Below are 15,721 nucleotides of genomic sequence, written 5' to 3' on the forward strand. Positions count from 1 at the left end.
TTCTCCCTAAATTTAGGTACTCATTGAGATGGCAAAGTGTGCAGTATAATTTATGCAATATAAATACAGCATAAATGCAGCTTTTTGCTTGTATTTAGATTGCAGTTCATAGTAGTATTTATAATAAACAATAATATTGAGGAGGAGAATGAAAGATGCGAAAGGGTAAAGTATGGATTTGTCTTTGCCTTGCTTTTCTGTTTGTCCTACCTCTGGGGATTGCCTACGCGCAGGAAAAACCCATTAAAATCGGCCTTCAAGCTCCTATTACCGGGCAATGGGCTTACGAGGGAGAAATGGCTAAAAACTCAGTCGAGGTTGCCCTTCAGATGATTCAAGAAGAAGGGGGTATACTGGGCGGTCGCAAAATAGAAATCGTAATAGCAGACGACGCCTCCAACCCTCGAGATAGCGCTTTGGCAGCACAAAGGCTTGTTTCCCAACGCGTGGCTGCGGTTATTGGAACTTACGGCTCCTCGGTCAACGAACCAGCAGCAGATATATACGAAGCGAATAAAATGATCGACATAGGTTATGGCAGTACAGCTGTAAAACTGACCTTGGCCAAAGAACGCAAATATTTCTTCAGGACTTGCGGGCGCGACGATACGCAAGGACAATTTTTCAGCGAATACTCTGTTGAAGAGATGAAAGCCCGTCGTATAGCGATCATGCACGATAATACGACATTTGCATTAGGTGTGGCCGAAGAAGCCAAAAAAGCCCTTAAACAGTACCTCGATGCAGGAATAGCTGAACTGGTCTTTTACGATGCCATCACCCCGGGGGAAAAGGATTTTACGCCCATCCTTACAAAACTTCGGGAAACAAATCCTGACGTATGGTATTTCACCGGATATTTTCCAGAAGCAGGGCTGCTTGTACGCCAAGGTCGAGATCTGGGGATAAAATGTCCCTTCGTCGGGGGAAATGCTGCCATTAATGAAGATTTCATTAAAATAGCGGGTTTAGATTACGCTAAGGGATGTCTCATGACCCAAGAACCCATGCCCACCGACCTGGACACCCCGAAGGCAAAACGCTTCCTCGAACTTTATAGGCAAAAGCACAACACCATACCAACAAGTCCATGGCCAGTCTATGCTGCTGATGCCTTGTTTGCATTGGCTTTTGCCATCGATAAAGCTGGTTCTACCGAAACGGACGCCATGTTAAACGTCCTTCGAACAGGCATGGAAGGTTGCGATGGCATCACGGGAAGCATAGGCTTCACCGATCGGGGGGATAGAAGGGGAATAATCTACAAGATGTACGTAGTGACCGAAAAAGGAGAGATGGTAGTTTACAATCCATAACACCATAACACAGGGAAAGAAAGGAGCGACTTATGATAATCTTAGAACAACTTTTAAACGGACTAACAATAGGTTCTTTTTACGCGCTCATCGCGCTTGGATATTCCATGGTTTATGGTGTCATGAAGTTGATTAACTTCGCCCACGGCGATTTGTTTGCTTTGGGAAGCTATTTAGGATATTCCCTTCTGATATGGGGAGCAGGGGCCGCGAGCCAAAGATTTGGTCTATGGGGAGGCATGATCGCGGCCCTCCTTTTTTCCTTCTTCGCGGTGGGGTGCGCGGGAGTTTTGATGGAAAGAGTGGCTTACCGTCCCGTTCAAAAATCGGGCAGACTACCTTTGGTGGTATCCGCTTTAGGCGTCTCCATATTTTTACAGAACTCGATAATGGCGATATGGGGACCAAGATATCAAGCATACCCCGCTTCGGTAGTCCCCACGCACGCTATACATTTGGGATGGCTTCACGTAACAATAATGCAACTGTTCATATTGATTTTATCTTTTATGCTGATGCTAACTTTATATTACATCGTCCAAAAGACGACGTTTGGTGCAGCGATAAGGGCTACGGCTCTGGATAGAGAAATGGCAACAATCCTGGGCGTCGACGTAAGAAAGATCACGTTATTCATCTTTTTTCTGGGTCCAGCATTAGGCGGCGTGGCAGGGGTAATGAATGGGATGTACTATCGTCAGATATCCTTTGTCATGGGATGGAATTATGGGCTTAAAGCCTTTACTGCAACTATACTTGGAGGCATAGGTAACATTCCAGCAGCGATGCTGGGAGGACTGCTACTTGGCACAGTCGAGATGTTTGGAGCGGCCTATATATCGAGTGCGTGGAAGGATGTCTTTACATTTTTAATTCTCATCATCATATTAATTTTCCGTCCAACAGGACTAATAGGCGAAAAGGTCGCCGAAAAGGTGTAACCCATGGGTAAGGGTCGAGGAACATCTAAATTTTCGCTATTGGCCATCATTCTCCTTTTTTGCCTCTATCCTCTTTTTTCTAACTTTTACTGGACAGACGTGGCTTTTTTCTTCGGAGTATACGCGCTACTTGGCTTGAGCCTAAACATCGTATTAGGGGAGACGGGATTATTTGATTTAGGACATGCTGCCTTTTACGCCATCGGCGCTTATATCACAGCCATCTTAAATACGTTGTATGGCATCCCAATAATATGGCTAATTCCACTCAGTGCTATAGGTGCAGGCCTTTTTGCGTATATAGTCACTTCTCCTATCATACATCTCCGTGGAGATTATCTGTGCGTTGTAACCATTGGCATAGGAGAGATCGTAAGATTAGCACTGATAAATAACCCCTTCGGATTAACAGGTGGGCCAAATGGCATAACCGGCGTAGGGAGACCTTCTCTTGGGCCTTTTTTAATAGACTCTCCCACTCGTTTTTACTTTTATGTATGGGGTATTTTGGTCATAGTTATAATATGTCTAATTCGACTGCAACGTTCTCGGATCGGCAGAGCGTGGAATTATCTTCGCGAAGACGATATTGCCGCCGAGACGAGCGGCATTGATGTAAGGCACTTCAAACTTTTAGCATTCGTAATGGGAGCTGCATTAGCCGGAGTAGCAGGCAACATTTATGCGAGCAAATTAATGATCGTTTCACCGGATACCTTTACTTTCATGGAATCTTCCATGCTTTTTTGCATCGTAATGTTAGGTGGTTTGGGCTCCATACCCGGTTCTATCCTTGGGGCTGGCATTATAACTGTGTTCCCGGAAATCTTTCGAATCGTTGCAAACTACAGGATGCTTTTTTTCGGAGGTGCCTTGGTATTGACGATGATATTTCGTCCAGGGGGAATTTGGCCGCGAAAAAGAGAAGCTTTGAGACTGCAAGTTAGTGATATCGATGATGTCAAGGGAAAAGTAAGGGGCAAATTAAAGGCAATTGACAAAAGCCAAAACATGAAAAAAACCACGAGCAAAAATAATTCTAATGAACCAAATACAATTGGAAATCACATTTTAACAACCGATAAACTGACAATGACCTTTGGGGGGCTCGTCGCTGTTAATGAGTTCGATTTGGCCGTTAGCCAAGGAAAGATAACGAGTATAATAGGGCCCAACGGCGCAGGAAAGACCACGGTATTTAACGTCGTAACCGGGATATATAAGCCGGTATCTGGTCGAGTTTATTTCGAGGGCAACGACATCACGGGCTTGAAACCGCACAAGATCGCAGAGTTGGGCTTAGCGCGCACTTTTCAAAATATCAGGCTTTTTCCCAATCTAACTTGCATTGAAAACGTCATGGCCGGGCTTCATCATAGAATGAACTCTTACGTACTGTCTTCGATCGTAAGAACCGAATCTCAACGAGCGGAAGAAAAGTGGGCATTAGAGATTGCCATGCATTGGCTCGAAAAAACCGGATTAGGCGACGTGCATGACGAACTCGCCAAAAACTTGCCCTACGGAAAGCAAAAACTCCTGGAACTGGCAAGGGCATTGTCATCCTCCCCGAGGTTATTAATTCTGGACGAACCTTCTTCCGGTTTAAACGATAAAGAAACGGAGGAACTTATGGTATTTTTGGAGAGCCTCTTAGAAGAACAAAACCTTACCATTTTGCTAATCGAACATGACATGAACGTGGTCATGGGCATTTCCCATTGGGTCGTGGTGATGGATATGGGAATGAAAATAGCAGAAGGAACACCAAAAGAAATCTACAACCATCCAAAGGTCATCGAAGCCTACTTGGGCAGGGAGGAATAGGGCATGTCCGAGTTGTTAGTCCTGGAAAATGTCGTTGTTACCTATGGGGCTGTTCAGGCTTTAAAGGATGTATCGCTAAAGCTTTATGAAGGCCAAATAGTAGCTGTCTTAGGAGCAAACGGAGCGGGCAAATCGACCATGCTTAAATCTATCTCAAAGATAGTGCCTTTGCAAAGCGGAAAAATATATTATAAGGGCAAAGACCTGAGTCTCGTACCTGCACACGAGCTTGCCTCTTTAGGGATTTCACACGTACCCGAGGGAAGAAGGGTATTTTCCACCCTTACGGTGGAAGAAAATTTAAACCTCGGGGCTTATGGCGGAAGAGAACGGCTGTCTCAGAAAGAAGTCGAAGCGGAGAAACAATGGATCTTCGAGCTCTTCCCGGTGCTTTTGGAGAGAAAAAACCAGCTTGCCGGCACACTTTCCGGGGGGGAACAACAGATGCTTGCCCTCGGAAGAGGACTGATTTCCAAACCTACCCTTCTTTTGTTGGACGAACCTTCCCTTGGATTGGCACCGATATTGGTAAAAGAAATATTTAACGCCATAAGAAAGATTCACGAAGAACGCGGCGTCTCGATTTTGTTGGTGGAACAAAATGCTAAAAAAGCCTTAGCTGAAGCACATTACGCCTACATCCTCGAGACCGGCAAAATTAGCATCGAAGGACCATCAAGTCAACTAGCTAATGACGATAGGGTAAAAGCTGCCTATCTAGGCGGAAGCGCCTTGGAGAAGAAGTTTGAGAATAAATAGGGAGCTGCAGAAAGATGAGAACAAGATTTTTGAGTAATCTTATTAGTTGTATAATTTTGTTGCTTTTGCTCGATCTAGCGTTTGCTTTTAGTTCCAACGCAAACCTGGAGGTGTTGCAAATGCAGATAAAGATTACTTCAACAGCTTTTAAAGAAGGTGAATTCATCCCTTCCAAGTACACCTGTGACGGCAAAAATATAATGCCGCCTCTTAGTTGGCAGGGGATACCTCCTGAAACACAGAGCATAGTTTTGATCGTCGATGATCCGGACGCGCCAGGCGGGACGTTCACGCATGCCATTTTCTTTGATATCGATCCAAAAAAAGAAAGCTTAAGCGAGGGAGAAACGCCAGGAGTCGCAGGAATCAATGATTTTGGACGTCTAGGGTACGGAGGTCCTTGTCCGCCAAGAGGGCATGGCGTACACAGGTATTACTTTAAAGTCTATGCTTTAGATATTCCGTCGTTGAAACTCAAAAGCGGAGCTAACAAGTCGGCAGTTGAAAAAGCTATGAAAGGGCACATACTGGCTTACGGAGAATTAGCGGGGAAATACGAAAGAATGTAAATCTAGTTAAGTAGATACACGAATCGTGCCTTATAAGTTTAAACAGCCTCTTTTTATACTTGCAAAGAGGCTGTTTAAGCATTTTTATTATATTCATGTGTTAATATGAAAACGTGCGTTTTTACTTGTATTTTTCATAAAGATATGATAAAATATGTACAAATGTTCTTATAGGAGTGATGTCCGGTGAGTGAGAAGTTGGTTGACATACGTGAAAAATTGGCTTCCCACATCGGAGCTCGCGTTAGATACCGGCAGTCAAAAGGAAGGCGAAAGGCAGAAGAGCACGAGGGTGTAATCATGGAGACCTATCCGAATATATTTACGCTATTCGTAAAAGCCCAGAACAGCACTGTTTCGTTCCGCTATGCTGATTTGTTAACGCGCGATGTAGAGCTAAAGTTTCTGCCCTCAGGGGAACAAATCGAGTTTTAAGGAAAGCTTTTTGTTTTCTTTCATGTCATTTCAACACAAAGACTAAAACCATTAAAGGCTAGGTAGAAGCCAAGCAACGCAAAATCAAAAAGAGCTCCTTTATATAAAGATATTATATAAAAAAGACCCCCAAGGCCTAGGTGGGGGTCTTTAATTATTTTTTTAGAGCGCCTATTTATTTGAGCACAATTAATTGGTACACTTTTTGTGCGATATTTGCAATGGATTCGGGTTAAGGTAAGACAAATTGATGAAATCCAGATCGGAGGTAAGAGTATATTGATTTACATCCCTAGTTACATAAAAATAAACCTGACCTTAAGAGTCTTTGTACCTAGAGAAGATGGGTATCACGAAATAGCAACTTTATTTCACAAGCTCGGTCCCGTTGAATGGTTAGGCGTTAAAAAGTTCAATGATCCTGCTCAAAAAGACGTGATTAATTCACACAACATCGTTATCTCAGGAACTAATATTATAAACAGGGTGATCGATTTTTTGAGGGAAAAGGGAATTAAATTACCTCCTATGGAATGTGATATCTGGAAAATTTTACCAATTGGCAGTGGGATAGGCGCGGGCAGCGGCAACGCAGCAGCGATGGTGGAATGGCTTTCCACGGTGCATGATATTGACCTTGACCCTTCAGAGCTTGCCTCTATAGGAGCCGACATTCCCTTCTTTTTATCAAAGTCAAAAACTGCACTAGCGACCGGTGTAGGCGAAAGGCTTAAACTGCTGGACCAGCTCACGGGTATATATGCCTTGTTAGCCATTCCTGACAAAAGTATTTCAACTGCAGAAGCTTATAGAAAACTCGATGAGGACCGGAAAAAGGGAAATATCAATATAGTCCCTGTTTCCCACGCAATCTACGAAGCCTTAAACATATACGGCAACCTCGAAAGACGAAAGAAAATAGGTCTTCTTCCTAACGATTTCATATCTATACTGAGAAAAGAAAGCGATTTTTACGATAAATTTTTCGATTTGTGCAATACTTTCAAAAGCAGCCTAGCTTGGAGCGTAAGCGGAAGCGGTTCTTCTGCCTTCTGCCTTTTTACAGATAAATATGAAGCACTTAAGGCACAAGAGGTTATGAGCTCGAAGCTGGTCGAAATAAGCAAAATATTTGTACTGGAGTGATTGGAAGTGAAAATCCCCAGGACAGAACGCATTGCAAGAATAATGTGGAGGTTGACCAAAAACCCCTTTCGATCATTCTCGCTGAGCGATATAGCCAAAGGTTTCAAAGTCTCAAAGACCGTCATAAGCGATGACATAGAGATAATATCAAAGGCAATGGAAGATGAAGGTCGCTGTAATATTGTCATCGATAGAGGAAGAGGTGGCGGAGCCTACCTGGTTCCCGTTTTTGACGAATCCGACAGGAGGAATTTTCTTGAATGTCTCGCCAACGAACTTTCGAAGGAAGAGAGGTTTTTGCCTGGCGGATTGATATACTATAGCGACATCATATTTAACCCATACTATACACAATGGTTAGGATGGGCCTTGGCATCGATGTTTGTTGATTCTGGTGCCGATGTGGTGATGACTACTGAGGTGAAAGGTATACCTATTGCCCTCTACGTGGCACAGGGCCTGGGACTTCCTTTAGCAGTATGTAGATTTAGAAACAGACCTAGTGATGGCCCTGCCGTGGCTTTACATTATCCTTCAGGAACAGGCGAAGTAAGGACTATGTATATGGGAACGCGCAATCTAAAAAAGGGGGCAAAGGTTTTAATCATCGATGACTTTATGCGAGGAGGTAGTACAATATCAGGTATGATAATGATGACTCGCGAATTTGAGGCTTCCGTGGTGGGAAAAGGTGTCTTTATCGCATCAGCTTTGCCAGAACAAAAGGCAATTTCTCAATACAAAGCTCTTTTGGTATTGGAAAAACGCGAAGGGAAGCCTCATGTGAGCGTTCTATGACAAAAAACATTTGACTAGAATGAAATTACTGATATAGTATGACAAAAAGAGAGGTGGAGGCAAATGAAAGTGGAACTAGACCAGGAGTTGTGTATAGGATGTGGGGTTTGCTCTCAAGTATGTCCGGAGGTCTTTGAGTTAGACGAAGATATGGGTAAAGCCAAGGTGATAAAGCAAAGCGGTGCAGATTGCGCGATGGAAGCGGCTGAAAGTTGCCCTGTTAGTTGCATTACTGTAGAAAAGTAGACGAATTTTTTTCGATAAAACGACTCTTACTACTTGCCCTAAAAGGAACTGGTAGTTATAATCATAAATGCCTAAAGGTCGGGCCCATAGCTCAACTGGTCAGAGCCACCGGCTCATAACCGGAAGGTTCCTGGTTCGAGTCCAGGTGGGCCCACCAAAGTAATCAAAGCCACCTTCGCGGTGGCTTTTTCTGTTAATTGCAACTAAGCGCGAGGAGATGTTTTTATGCATTATGCAGTAAAGGATGTCTTGACCAAAATAGACCGAATGGTCCCCTTCGATCTACAAGAGGAGTGGGACAATTCTGGTCTGATCCTTGGTGATCCACACTGCAAGGTCGAAAGCGTGGTTGTCGCGTTGGACTTGACCCTTGAAGTTATAGAAAAAGCGCACGAGCTCAAAGCAAATCTCGTAATCACTCATCATCCGCCAATTCTTTCTCCTATCAAGTGCTGGGATACCTCAAATTACGCTGAATCGCTATTTTACAAAGCTGCCCACGATAACTTGAACCTAATTGCGGTTCATACCTGTTTGGATGTGTCTTATAACGGAATAAACGTTGCGTTGGCCGAGGCAATTGAGATCACCGATTTTAAGCCCTTGTCTGAAGGCCCGGAGGAAGCCTTTGGGCTGGGAGCTTGGGGATATATGAAACGCGAGGTCTCTCGGGAAGAATTGGCAAAAATCTTGAACGCTGCCTGGCAAATTCCATGGATCGCATTTTACGGTGAAAAAAAACGGTTTAAGACTATTGCCTTGTGCGGTGGATCGGGCGGAAACCTGTGGATTAATGCTGCAAACTTTAACGTCGATCTATATATAACAGCTGACATGAAATATCATCAAATAGCCGAGGCGCAGCAACGCTTAAACATTGCTTTGGTAGATCATGGCCAAATGGAACGAAGCGGTTTATCCAAGTTCATCAAGGATCTGCAACAATCCCTTGAAATCCAGGTACATGATTTAACTGACATCAAAGTTTACAGTCCCCCGAGGATAATTTCCTTTGATTAAACTTTAGTCCATCGTTAAAATTGGACAATTATGTCTGGCCAAGGAAGCCACGGTTTCATTATAATAATTGTCAAAATAATCAATAAAAAATGAAAAAGTTCAGTCCTTACTTTGCGTGATATGTGTCGCAAGAATATTTAATATACATGTAAAAGCGTTGTTCACAGAAACACTTTAACATGTTCTATAAATGTGCTATTCGTATGATGGGGTGATATGATGAAAGAATGCGTGTTTAGCGGTATGCGACCCACTGGTAAATTGCACCTAGGACATTTGGCGGGGGCTTTGACAAACTGGCTAAAACTACAGGATGAGTATGATTGCTATTATTGTATTGTTGATTGGCATGCTTTAATGTCCGAGTATATGAACAGTTCATCGATAAGGGACAACTGTAAGGAAATTTTGCTAGATTGGCTTGCCGTAGGACTTGATCCCAAAAAGGCCGTTATATTTCAGCAATCCCATGTAAGCGGACACGCCGAATTGCACCTTGCTTTATCAATGATTGCTCCTTTGGGCAGACTTGAAAGGAACCCAATTTACAAGGAGCAACTGGAAAATATTGCAGATAAAGATCTACAAACTTACGCCTTCCTGGGATATCCCGTTTTGATGGCTGCAGACATATTGCTATACAAGGCAACCAAGGTGCCTGTGGGGGAAGACCAATCAATTCACATAGAGATAGCTAAGGAATTAGCACGACGCTTTAACAACACCTTTAAGGAAGTTTTTCCCGAGCCCGAAATCTTGCTCACGCCGACACCAAGGATTCCTGGCATCGATGGAAGAAAGATGAGCAAATCCTACAATAATGCCCTTTTCATCTCGGAAGACCTAGATGAAATGTGGGACAAAGTGAGAACTATGATGACAGACCCCGCAAGGATGAGGAGAACCGACCCGGGAGAGCCCGAAAAGTGCCCCGTATGGGAGCTGCATAAGGTATTTACCCTAGATGAAGAAAAAAAACAAGAACTCGCTCGCGAGTGTAGGGTAGCCGGCATCGGCTGCATAGATTGCAAAAAAGTCCTAATGGGATGGATTAAGGAAAAACTTGAGCCAATTCAAGAGCAAAGACGCTATTTTGAGGTCCACGGAGCAGAGATGATGGATATCTTACGAGATGGAGCAAAAAGGGCATCAATTGTCGCTTCTAAAACCATGGAAGAGGTAAAAACTGCGGTAGGCTTTGTCCTTTAAAATTATTAAACCCAAGCTCAAGGGACGCCCTTTTTGACTTTAAAAAGGGTAAAAGGAGGAGGAGAAGGGAAATCACGTGACTGTTAAGGTTGATTACGAGAATTTTTATGACACTTTGATTACCCTCATAAACTTGTTGGAAAGCAGACAAATAGAGGCTTCCCAAGTAAACGTCAGTGAGGTTATCAAAGTGTATGCAAGTTATTTGTTACGTTCAGAGAAGATGTCTTTGAGCGAAATAGCGGAATTTTTAACCAAGGCAGCCACTTTAGTGCTTTCTAAAGTTCGTGCTCTTTTTCCTCAAACTGCAGACGAAATCGGCGAGGAAGACAAAGAAGAAGACGTTACTTTAGACGCAAGCGGTACACCTTCTTCAACATCATTGCACCCCTTCAGAGTTGCAGCTATTTATTTCGAGATTCTGTCTTACAGAAGATCTAAACATTTCACCAGACAAGTTGAGGAGGTGCGGCCCCTTTACGAAGTGGGCGATCTTTATTTTTTGGCCTCTCTATGGTGGAGCTTGATAAATAAATTCAATTCTAAAACCAAACCTTCAGCACAAGATATGGTCAATTTACTGATAAAAGAAGACCCTGAAGAAACCATCGAAGCTCGCATAGAGGACATTAAAAATTCTTTGTCGAGACGCAAGGAATTAACGCTGCTCGAGTTGCTAAAAGACAAAACAGGTAAAAGTTTCGTTGTAAGCACAATCGTAGCATTGCTAGAACTTGCCCGGATTGGTATTATTTATTTAAATCAAAAGCAACAATTTGGGGATATTTATGTCAAACTCAAGGAATGAAATTAAAAAAGTTGCCAGGGAGATAGAAGCAATTTTATTTGTTTCAACAGAACCAGTAAAAACAGCAGAACTTGCAAACGCACTTTCGGTAGACCATGAAACGGTAGAAGAAGCTATCCGCTGCATTAAAGATCATTACGACTTGCATCACGGCATCACTCTGATCAATGTTGCCGGAGGTTGGCAAATGGCTACGGCAAGCGATCTGAGTGACGTCATTGAAAACTACAACAGCTCCTACGGATATAAGTTGCGATTGAGCAAGGCAGCCATGGAAGCGCTTGCCATAATAGCTTACAAGCAACCCATCACGAGGACTGAAATAGAAGAAATTAGGGGAGTAAGAAGCGATAAGGTATTGGAAACCCTGCTGTCATCCGGTCTGATAAGGGTCGCCGGACGCAAAAAGGGCACGGGATTACCCTTGTTATACAGAACTACACAGGAGTTTTTAGAGGTCTTTGGCCTTAACTCGTTGAGCGAATTGCCAACGGAAGAAGAGTTAATAAATGAAGGAAATGTCACTTAATGAAAATTCAAAAAACAGGAATAACGCAAAGTACAACGAGTCTGTTAGACTAAATAAGTACTTGGCCATGTGTGGGTTGGGCTCCAGAAGAAAGGTCGAGAAACTGATCGCCGAAGGAAGGGTAAAAATAGATGGGCAGGTTGCGCCGGGACCGTGGGTTACTATAAGCAGTGATACAAAAGTAGCAGTAGATGAGCGTACGGTGGTTCCCTTAAAAAAGGTCTACATAGCGATGAACAAGCCTCGTAACTACGTATGTGCCGTAACTGACGCCAGGTATAAGACGGTCTTAGATTTACTTCCTAGGGAATTAAGGGACTATAATCCCTTTCCCGTCGGCAGACTTGATAAAAATAGCACTGGGTTATTGATCCTTACAAATGATGGCGAATTCGCAAACAATTTGATACATCCGCGAAATAACATAACAAAGACATACGAAGTCGTTCTCGATAAGCCCATTGCCCAGAAAGACATAGTAAAGTGGAAAAAAGGACTTCGAATTGACAGGAAATTTATAAGGCCAAAAAGCGTCAAAACTCTCGCAGAAAATTGCTGCGAAGTGGAAATTTACGAGGGAGTAAAACGAGAAGTGCGGCGAATGGCAGAAATTTTGGGATACAAGGTAATTAAGCTGACAAGGACAAAAATAGGCAATCTTCAACTGAAAACCTTGAAGGAGGGATCCTTTTTAAAGCTGCAAAGAGAGGAATTATCGCTTATGATTCGTAACGGTGGCGTAATTTAATTCATCTTTCAAAAGCGCAGGAGGGCAGGCTATGTCGATAGACGGAAGCCCAAAGGAAATAATAAAAAGGCGTATACTAAAAAGGGTGAAAGACATCCCGTCCTTGCCTCAATTTGTAATTTTAACGTTAAAAAAAATCGATGATGAAAGAAGTAGCGCCTCTGATGTTGCCAAATCACTTTCGAAGGATCAAGGATTAGTTGTTCGAGTTTTACGCTTGGCAAATTCTGCTTACTACGGCATCCCAAGAACCATTACGAGCGTGACGGAGGCCGTGGCTCTTCTTGGATTTAAGACATTAAGAAGTATAGTCCTAGCCGCTAGCATCTATCCCTATATGGCCGAATCACAGAAAGGTTACGCTCTGGATAAGGGCGAGCTATGGCGCCATTCCTTGGGTGTTGCCTATCTTTCACGTTATATAGGAGAAAAAGTGGGTGGCATCGATTTGGAAGAAGCGTATCTCGCCGGACTGCTACACGACATCGGTAAGATAGTCCTTAATGAGTACGTTCGTTACGGGTATTCCGTCATCAATAAGATGGTCGAGGAAAAATCCATTCCTTTTACTTACGCGGAAAGAGAAGTTTTAGGTTTCGATCACGCCGAGATAGGGGGCATGATCATAGATCAATGGGCACTACCTGAAATTTATTCCATGGCCGCCCGCTACCATCACACGCCAGAGCAGCTGCCTGAAGAAAAACAATCCTACAGGGCTATTGTTGACATAGTCCACGTAGCTAATGTAATGTGTCTTATCTTGGGCTTTGGGCTCGGCGCTGACGGATTACAACATAATATATCAGAAGAAGCATTAGAACGATTCAACTTAAAAGACGACATTGAGTCCTTGTTGTCTGAGGCCGTAAATATTTTGTATCAATTGGACGAAGAAATGAAAACAGAGGAGATCGTATGAGAAAACGTAAAATAATAACCATAGACGGTCCTGCGGGTTCAGGAAAAAGCAGTGTAGCCAAAAGGGTTGCTCAAGAATTGGGGTTTGTGCACCTTGATTCAGGGGCTATTTATAGAGCAGTTACCCTTTTTTTGTTGCAAAGAAGCGTTTCTCCCAGTGATGTCTCTAAAATTGAAGAATGCCTCAAGGAACTAGATCTCAAAGTCAAGGATCAACAAATATACATTAACGGAGAAAACGTCACAGAGGCCATACGTTCCCCACAGGTAGACGAGATGGTCTCGCTTTATTCCGCCTTGCCTGTAGTAAGAAAATATTTGCTTACTCTTCAAAGAGAACTTCAAGATGGCCAAGACCTCATCGCCGAAGGAAGAGACATGGGAACGGTCATATTTCCCGATGCCGATTTAAAAATTTTCCTGAAGGCAGATGCTAAAACCAGAGCTATAAGACGATGGAAGGAACTGATGGAGCGCGGAGTAGATATAGCCTTCGATGATGTATATTATCAGATAATTCAACGAGATGAAAAAGACAGCAATAGGGAGCTATCCCCTCTAATTCCCGCCGAAGATGCTATAATTTTAGATACAAGCGATTTAACCCTCGATGAGGTAGTTGAGAGGGTAATAAAGCTCGTAAAAGATCACGTAGAACAGGTGAAGCGTTGTGACGCTTGAGCAAAATACAATTTTTTATGCCTTCTCCAAGGGTTTTTGCCGAGTCTTGCTGACCCTTTACAACAGGCTGCACATAAAAAATGTGCCGGCGTTGCCCGAAGGACGCCCCGTAATAGTGGCTTCAAATCACAACAGCAACTTAGATCCCGTGGTCGTTGGAGTAGCCTATCCGAGGAAATTGAAATATTTAGCAAAAGAAGAGTTGTTCAAGGTGTCTATTTTAAGTTACATCATAAGGCACTTGGGAGCAATTCCCGTCTCGAGGCAGGATGAACACAAAGCAGGCGTCATTTTAAGAACCTTACTTGAAATTTTGTCTCGAGGTGAAGATATCTTAATCTTTCCTGAGGGAAGCAGGTCATTCGACGGGAAGCTACAACCCATGGAGGGCGGCGTAGCTATGCTCGCGTCTCACGCAAAGGCTCCAATCTTGCCTGTGTGCGTAAAAGGTACGTTTGAGGCGATGCCTCGCGGCTCGTCCGTTCCAAAGCCCAAAAAAATAGAGGTCATTTTTGGAAGATTGATAGATCCTTTAGATTTACCCGATGACATGAAGGAAAAAGAAAAGCGTCTTTATGTATTGGATCAATTAGAACAACAAATGAAGGAGATGATGCTCAAGCTTGGTTAACGAAAAGAAGGCTGTGCTTATCTGCCTTGAAAGGCAAGGCGCTGATGTAGATGTAGACTTACTCGCTGAGGAATTAACTTTACTTTTGGCCAATTTAGGCATTACAGTCGTGGGAAGGGTCGATCAAAAGCGAACCTCTCCCGATCCCGCCACGTTCATAGGAAAGGGCAAACTGTACGAAACGAAGGCCCTGATAAGTAATCTAGATGCTTCTTTGGTAGTGTGTAATGATTCGTTATTGCCGACTCAGCTACACAACATAGGTGCTATCCTTGGCGTAGAAGTGTGGGACAGGCCTTTTGTCATCATGAAAATATTCGAAGCAAGAGCTTATTCTGCTGAAGCTAAATTGCAAGTAGAGTTAGCTTTGTGTAAATATGAAATTCCACTTTTAAAGGGATTAGGACGTCAGATGTCTCAACCGGGAGGGGGCATAGGCACAAGAGGTCCGGGAGAGACGGAGTTTGAAAGACATCGGAGAAAATTGGAGCGAAGGGCCAAAACATTGCAGCACAAGCTCGAAAAGGTCCGTAAAAGTCGTTTTAATTCAAGAAAGAGACGTAAAAGAAACGATATTCCAACTATAGCAATTGTAGGATACACCAACAGCGGGAAATCGACTCTTCTTAGAGCTTTATGTCATGATGACGAGATCTATTGTGCTGATAAGCTATTCGCAACACTCGATCCCAAGATAAGAAGGGTAAAACTTCCAAGCGGCAAATTTGCCCTCTTTGCCGATACGGTGGGATTCATTCGAAAGCTTCCGATCGAACTTGTGGCGGCATTTAGAGCCACGCTTGAAGAAGTGAGCGAAGCAGACCTACTTTTGATCGTCATAGACCCGCTGGACAAGGACCCCCTGGAATCCCTAACGGTAGTAGAAGAGACATTAAATCAAATAGGAGCTGCCTGCATTCCTAGGATTATAGTCCTTAACAAAGTAGATATGATAGACAGCGGACAGCAAGAAGCTTTGTTGGAACGATTGGCGATGCGCTCTGGAAGCGAGGTCGTTCCTGTAAGTGCATTGAGAAAGTTCAACATATCTTCATTGCTTAAAAGGATTGAAAGCTCCTTGATGCAAATGGATTCTGCTTCAAGATCCCTTGCAGATACCTTTAAATTAGCTTGAAT

General features: G+C 43.3%; 18 protein-coding genes and 1 tRNA gene. All 19 read left to right on the forward strand.

Features of this window, described 5'->3' with window-relative positions; genetic code table 11:
- Positions 1-155 precede the first annotated feature (155 nt).
- The 19 genes from AC5SXE_RS06055 (at position 156) to hflX (ending at position 15,719) form a co-directional block, all read left to right on the forward strand.
- Positions 156-1,316 (forward strand): branched-chain amino acid ABC transporter substrate-binding protein, encoded by a 1,161-nt coding sequence (locus AC5SXE_RS06055; protein WP_493916919.1) that lies wholly within the window; start codon positions 156-158, stop codon positions 1,314-1,316.
- 32 nt (positions 1,317-1,348) lie between these two features.
- Positions 1,349-2,257, forward strand: a complete 909-nt coding sequence (locus AC5SXE_RS06060) for a branched-chain amino acid ABC transporter permease (RefSeq protein WP_493916920.1) — start codon at positions 1,349-1,351, stop codon at positions 2,255-2,257.
- Between the two features lie 3 nt (positions 2,258-2,260).
- Complete coding sequence (locus tag AC5SXE_RS06065) at positions 2,261-4,084, forward strand: branched-chain amino acid ABC transporter ATP-binding protein/permease (protein WP_310849585.1); 1,824 nt, start codon at positions 2,261-2,263, stop codon at positions 4,082-4,084.
- Between the two features lie 3 nt (positions 4,085-4,087).
- On the forward strand, positions 4,088-4,843 hold the full coding sequence (locus AC5SXE_RS06070; protein ID WP_303884712.1) for an ABC transporter ATP-binding protein: 756 nt from the start codon (positions 4,088-4,090) through the stop codon (positions 4,841-4,843).
- A gap of 119 nt (positions 4,844-4,962) precedes the next feature.
- A complete protein-coding gene (locus tag AC5SXE_RS06075) occupies positions 4,963-5,412 on the forward strand; it encodes a YbhB/YbcL family Raf kinase inhibitor-like protein (protein ID WP_303884710.1) in 450 nt (149 codons plus the stop codon).
- A gap of 186 nt (positions 5,413-5,598) precedes the next feature.
- Positions 5,599-5,847: a Veg family protein gene (locus AC5SXE_RS06080; protein ID WP_303884708.1), complete on the forward strand. Its 249-nt coding sequence runs from the start codon at positions 5,599-5,601 to the stop codon at positions 5,845-5,847.
- Positions 5,848-6,126: 279 nt separating this feature from the next.
- On the forward strand, positions 6,127-6,993 hold the full coding sequence (locus AC5SXE_RS06085) for a 4-(cytidine 5'-diphospho)-2-C-methyl-D-erythritol kinase (RefSeq protein WP_310849588.1): 867 nt from the start codon (positions 6,127-6,129) through the stop codon (positions 6,991-6,993).
- A 6-nt stretch (positions 6,994-6,999) separates the two neighbouring features.
- The gene (locus tag AC5SXE_RS06090) at positions 7,000-7,791 is read left to right on the forward strand and encodes a phosphoribosyltransferase family protein (RefSeq protein ID WP_303884706.1); all 792 of its coding nucleotides are present in this window, start codon (positions 7,000-7,002) and stop codon (positions 7,789-7,791) included.
- A 63-nt stretch (positions 7,792-7,854) separates the two neighbouring features.
- A complete protein-coding gene (locus tag AC5SXE_RS06095) occupies positions 7,855-8,037 on the forward strand; it encodes a ferredoxin (RefSeq protein ID WP_303884705.1) in 183 nt (60 codons plus the stop codon).
- An 80-nt stretch (positions 8,038-8,117) separates the two neighbouring features.
- Positions 8,118-8,194, forward strand: a tRNA-Ile gene (locus AC5SXE_RS06100).
- A 68-nt stretch (positions 8,195-8,262) separates the two neighbouring features.
- Complete coding sequence (locus AC5SXE_RS06105) at positions 8,263-9,057, forward strand: Nif3-like dinuclear metal center hexameric protein (RefSeq protein WP_493916921.1); 795 nt, start codon at positions 8,263-8,265, stop codon at positions 9,055-9,057.
- A gap of 219 nt (positions 9,058-9,276) precedes the next feature.
- A complete protein-coding gene (trpS, locus tag AC5SXE_RS06110) occupies positions 9,277-10,266 on the forward strand; it encodes a tryptophan--tRNA ligase (protein ID WP_303884730.1) in 990 nt (329 codons plus the stop codon).
- A gap of 76 nt (positions 10,267-10,342) precedes the next feature.
- On the forward strand, positions 10,343-11,074 hold the full coding sequence (locus AC5SXE_RS06115; RefSeq protein WP_493916922.1) for a segregation and condensation protein A: 732 nt from the start codon (positions 10,343-10,345) through the stop codon (positions 11,072-11,074).
- On the forward strand, positions 11,055-11,603 hold the full coding sequence (scpB, locus tag AC5SXE_RS06120) for an SMC-Scp complex subunit ScpB (protein ID WP_493916923.1): 549 nt from the start codon (positions 11,055-11,057) through the stop codon (positions 11,601-11,603). Before AC5SXE_RS06115 ends, scpB begins: the two co-directional genes overlap by 20 nt.
- Complete coding sequence (locus tag AC5SXE_RS06125; protein ID WP_493916924.1) at positions 11,584-12,351, forward strand: pseudouridine synthase; 768 nt, start codon at positions 11,584-11,586, stop codon at positions 12,349-12,351. Before scpB ends, AC5SXE_RS06125 begins: the two co-directional genes overlap by 20 nt.
- 31 nt (positions 12,352-12,382) lie before the next feature.
- A complete protein-coding gene (locus tag AC5SXE_RS06130; RefSeq protein WP_493916925.1) occupies positions 12,383-13,273 on the forward strand; it encodes an HDOD domain-containing protein in 891 nt (296 codons plus the stop codon).
- A complete protein-coding gene (gene cmk / locus AC5SXE_RS06135; protein ID WP_493916926.1) occupies positions 13,270-13,953 on the forward strand; it encodes a (d)CMP kinase in 684 nt (227 codons plus the stop codon). Before AC5SXE_RS06130 ends, cmk begins: the two co-directional genes overlap by 4 nt.
- Positions 13,943-14,584, forward strand: a complete 642-nt coding sequence (locus AC5SXE_RS06140) for a lysophospholipid acyltransferase family protein (RefSeq protein WP_493916927.1) — start codon at positions 13,943-13,945, stop codon at positions 14,582-14,584. The genes cmk and AC5SXE_RS06140 overlap by 11 nt, the downstream gene beginning before the upstream one ends.
- Positions 14,577-15,719, forward strand: coding sequence for a GTPase HflX (gene hflX, locus AC5SXE_RS06145; RefSeq protein ID WP_493916928.1), 1,143 nt, complete (start codon positions 14,577-14,579; stop codon positions 15,717-15,719). Before AC5SXE_RS06140 ends, hflX begins: the two co-directional genes overlap by 8 nt.
- Positions 15,720-15,721: the final 2 nt, after the last annotated feature.

The sequence above is a fragment of the Acetomicrobium sp. genome (genome assembly GCF_059026225.1).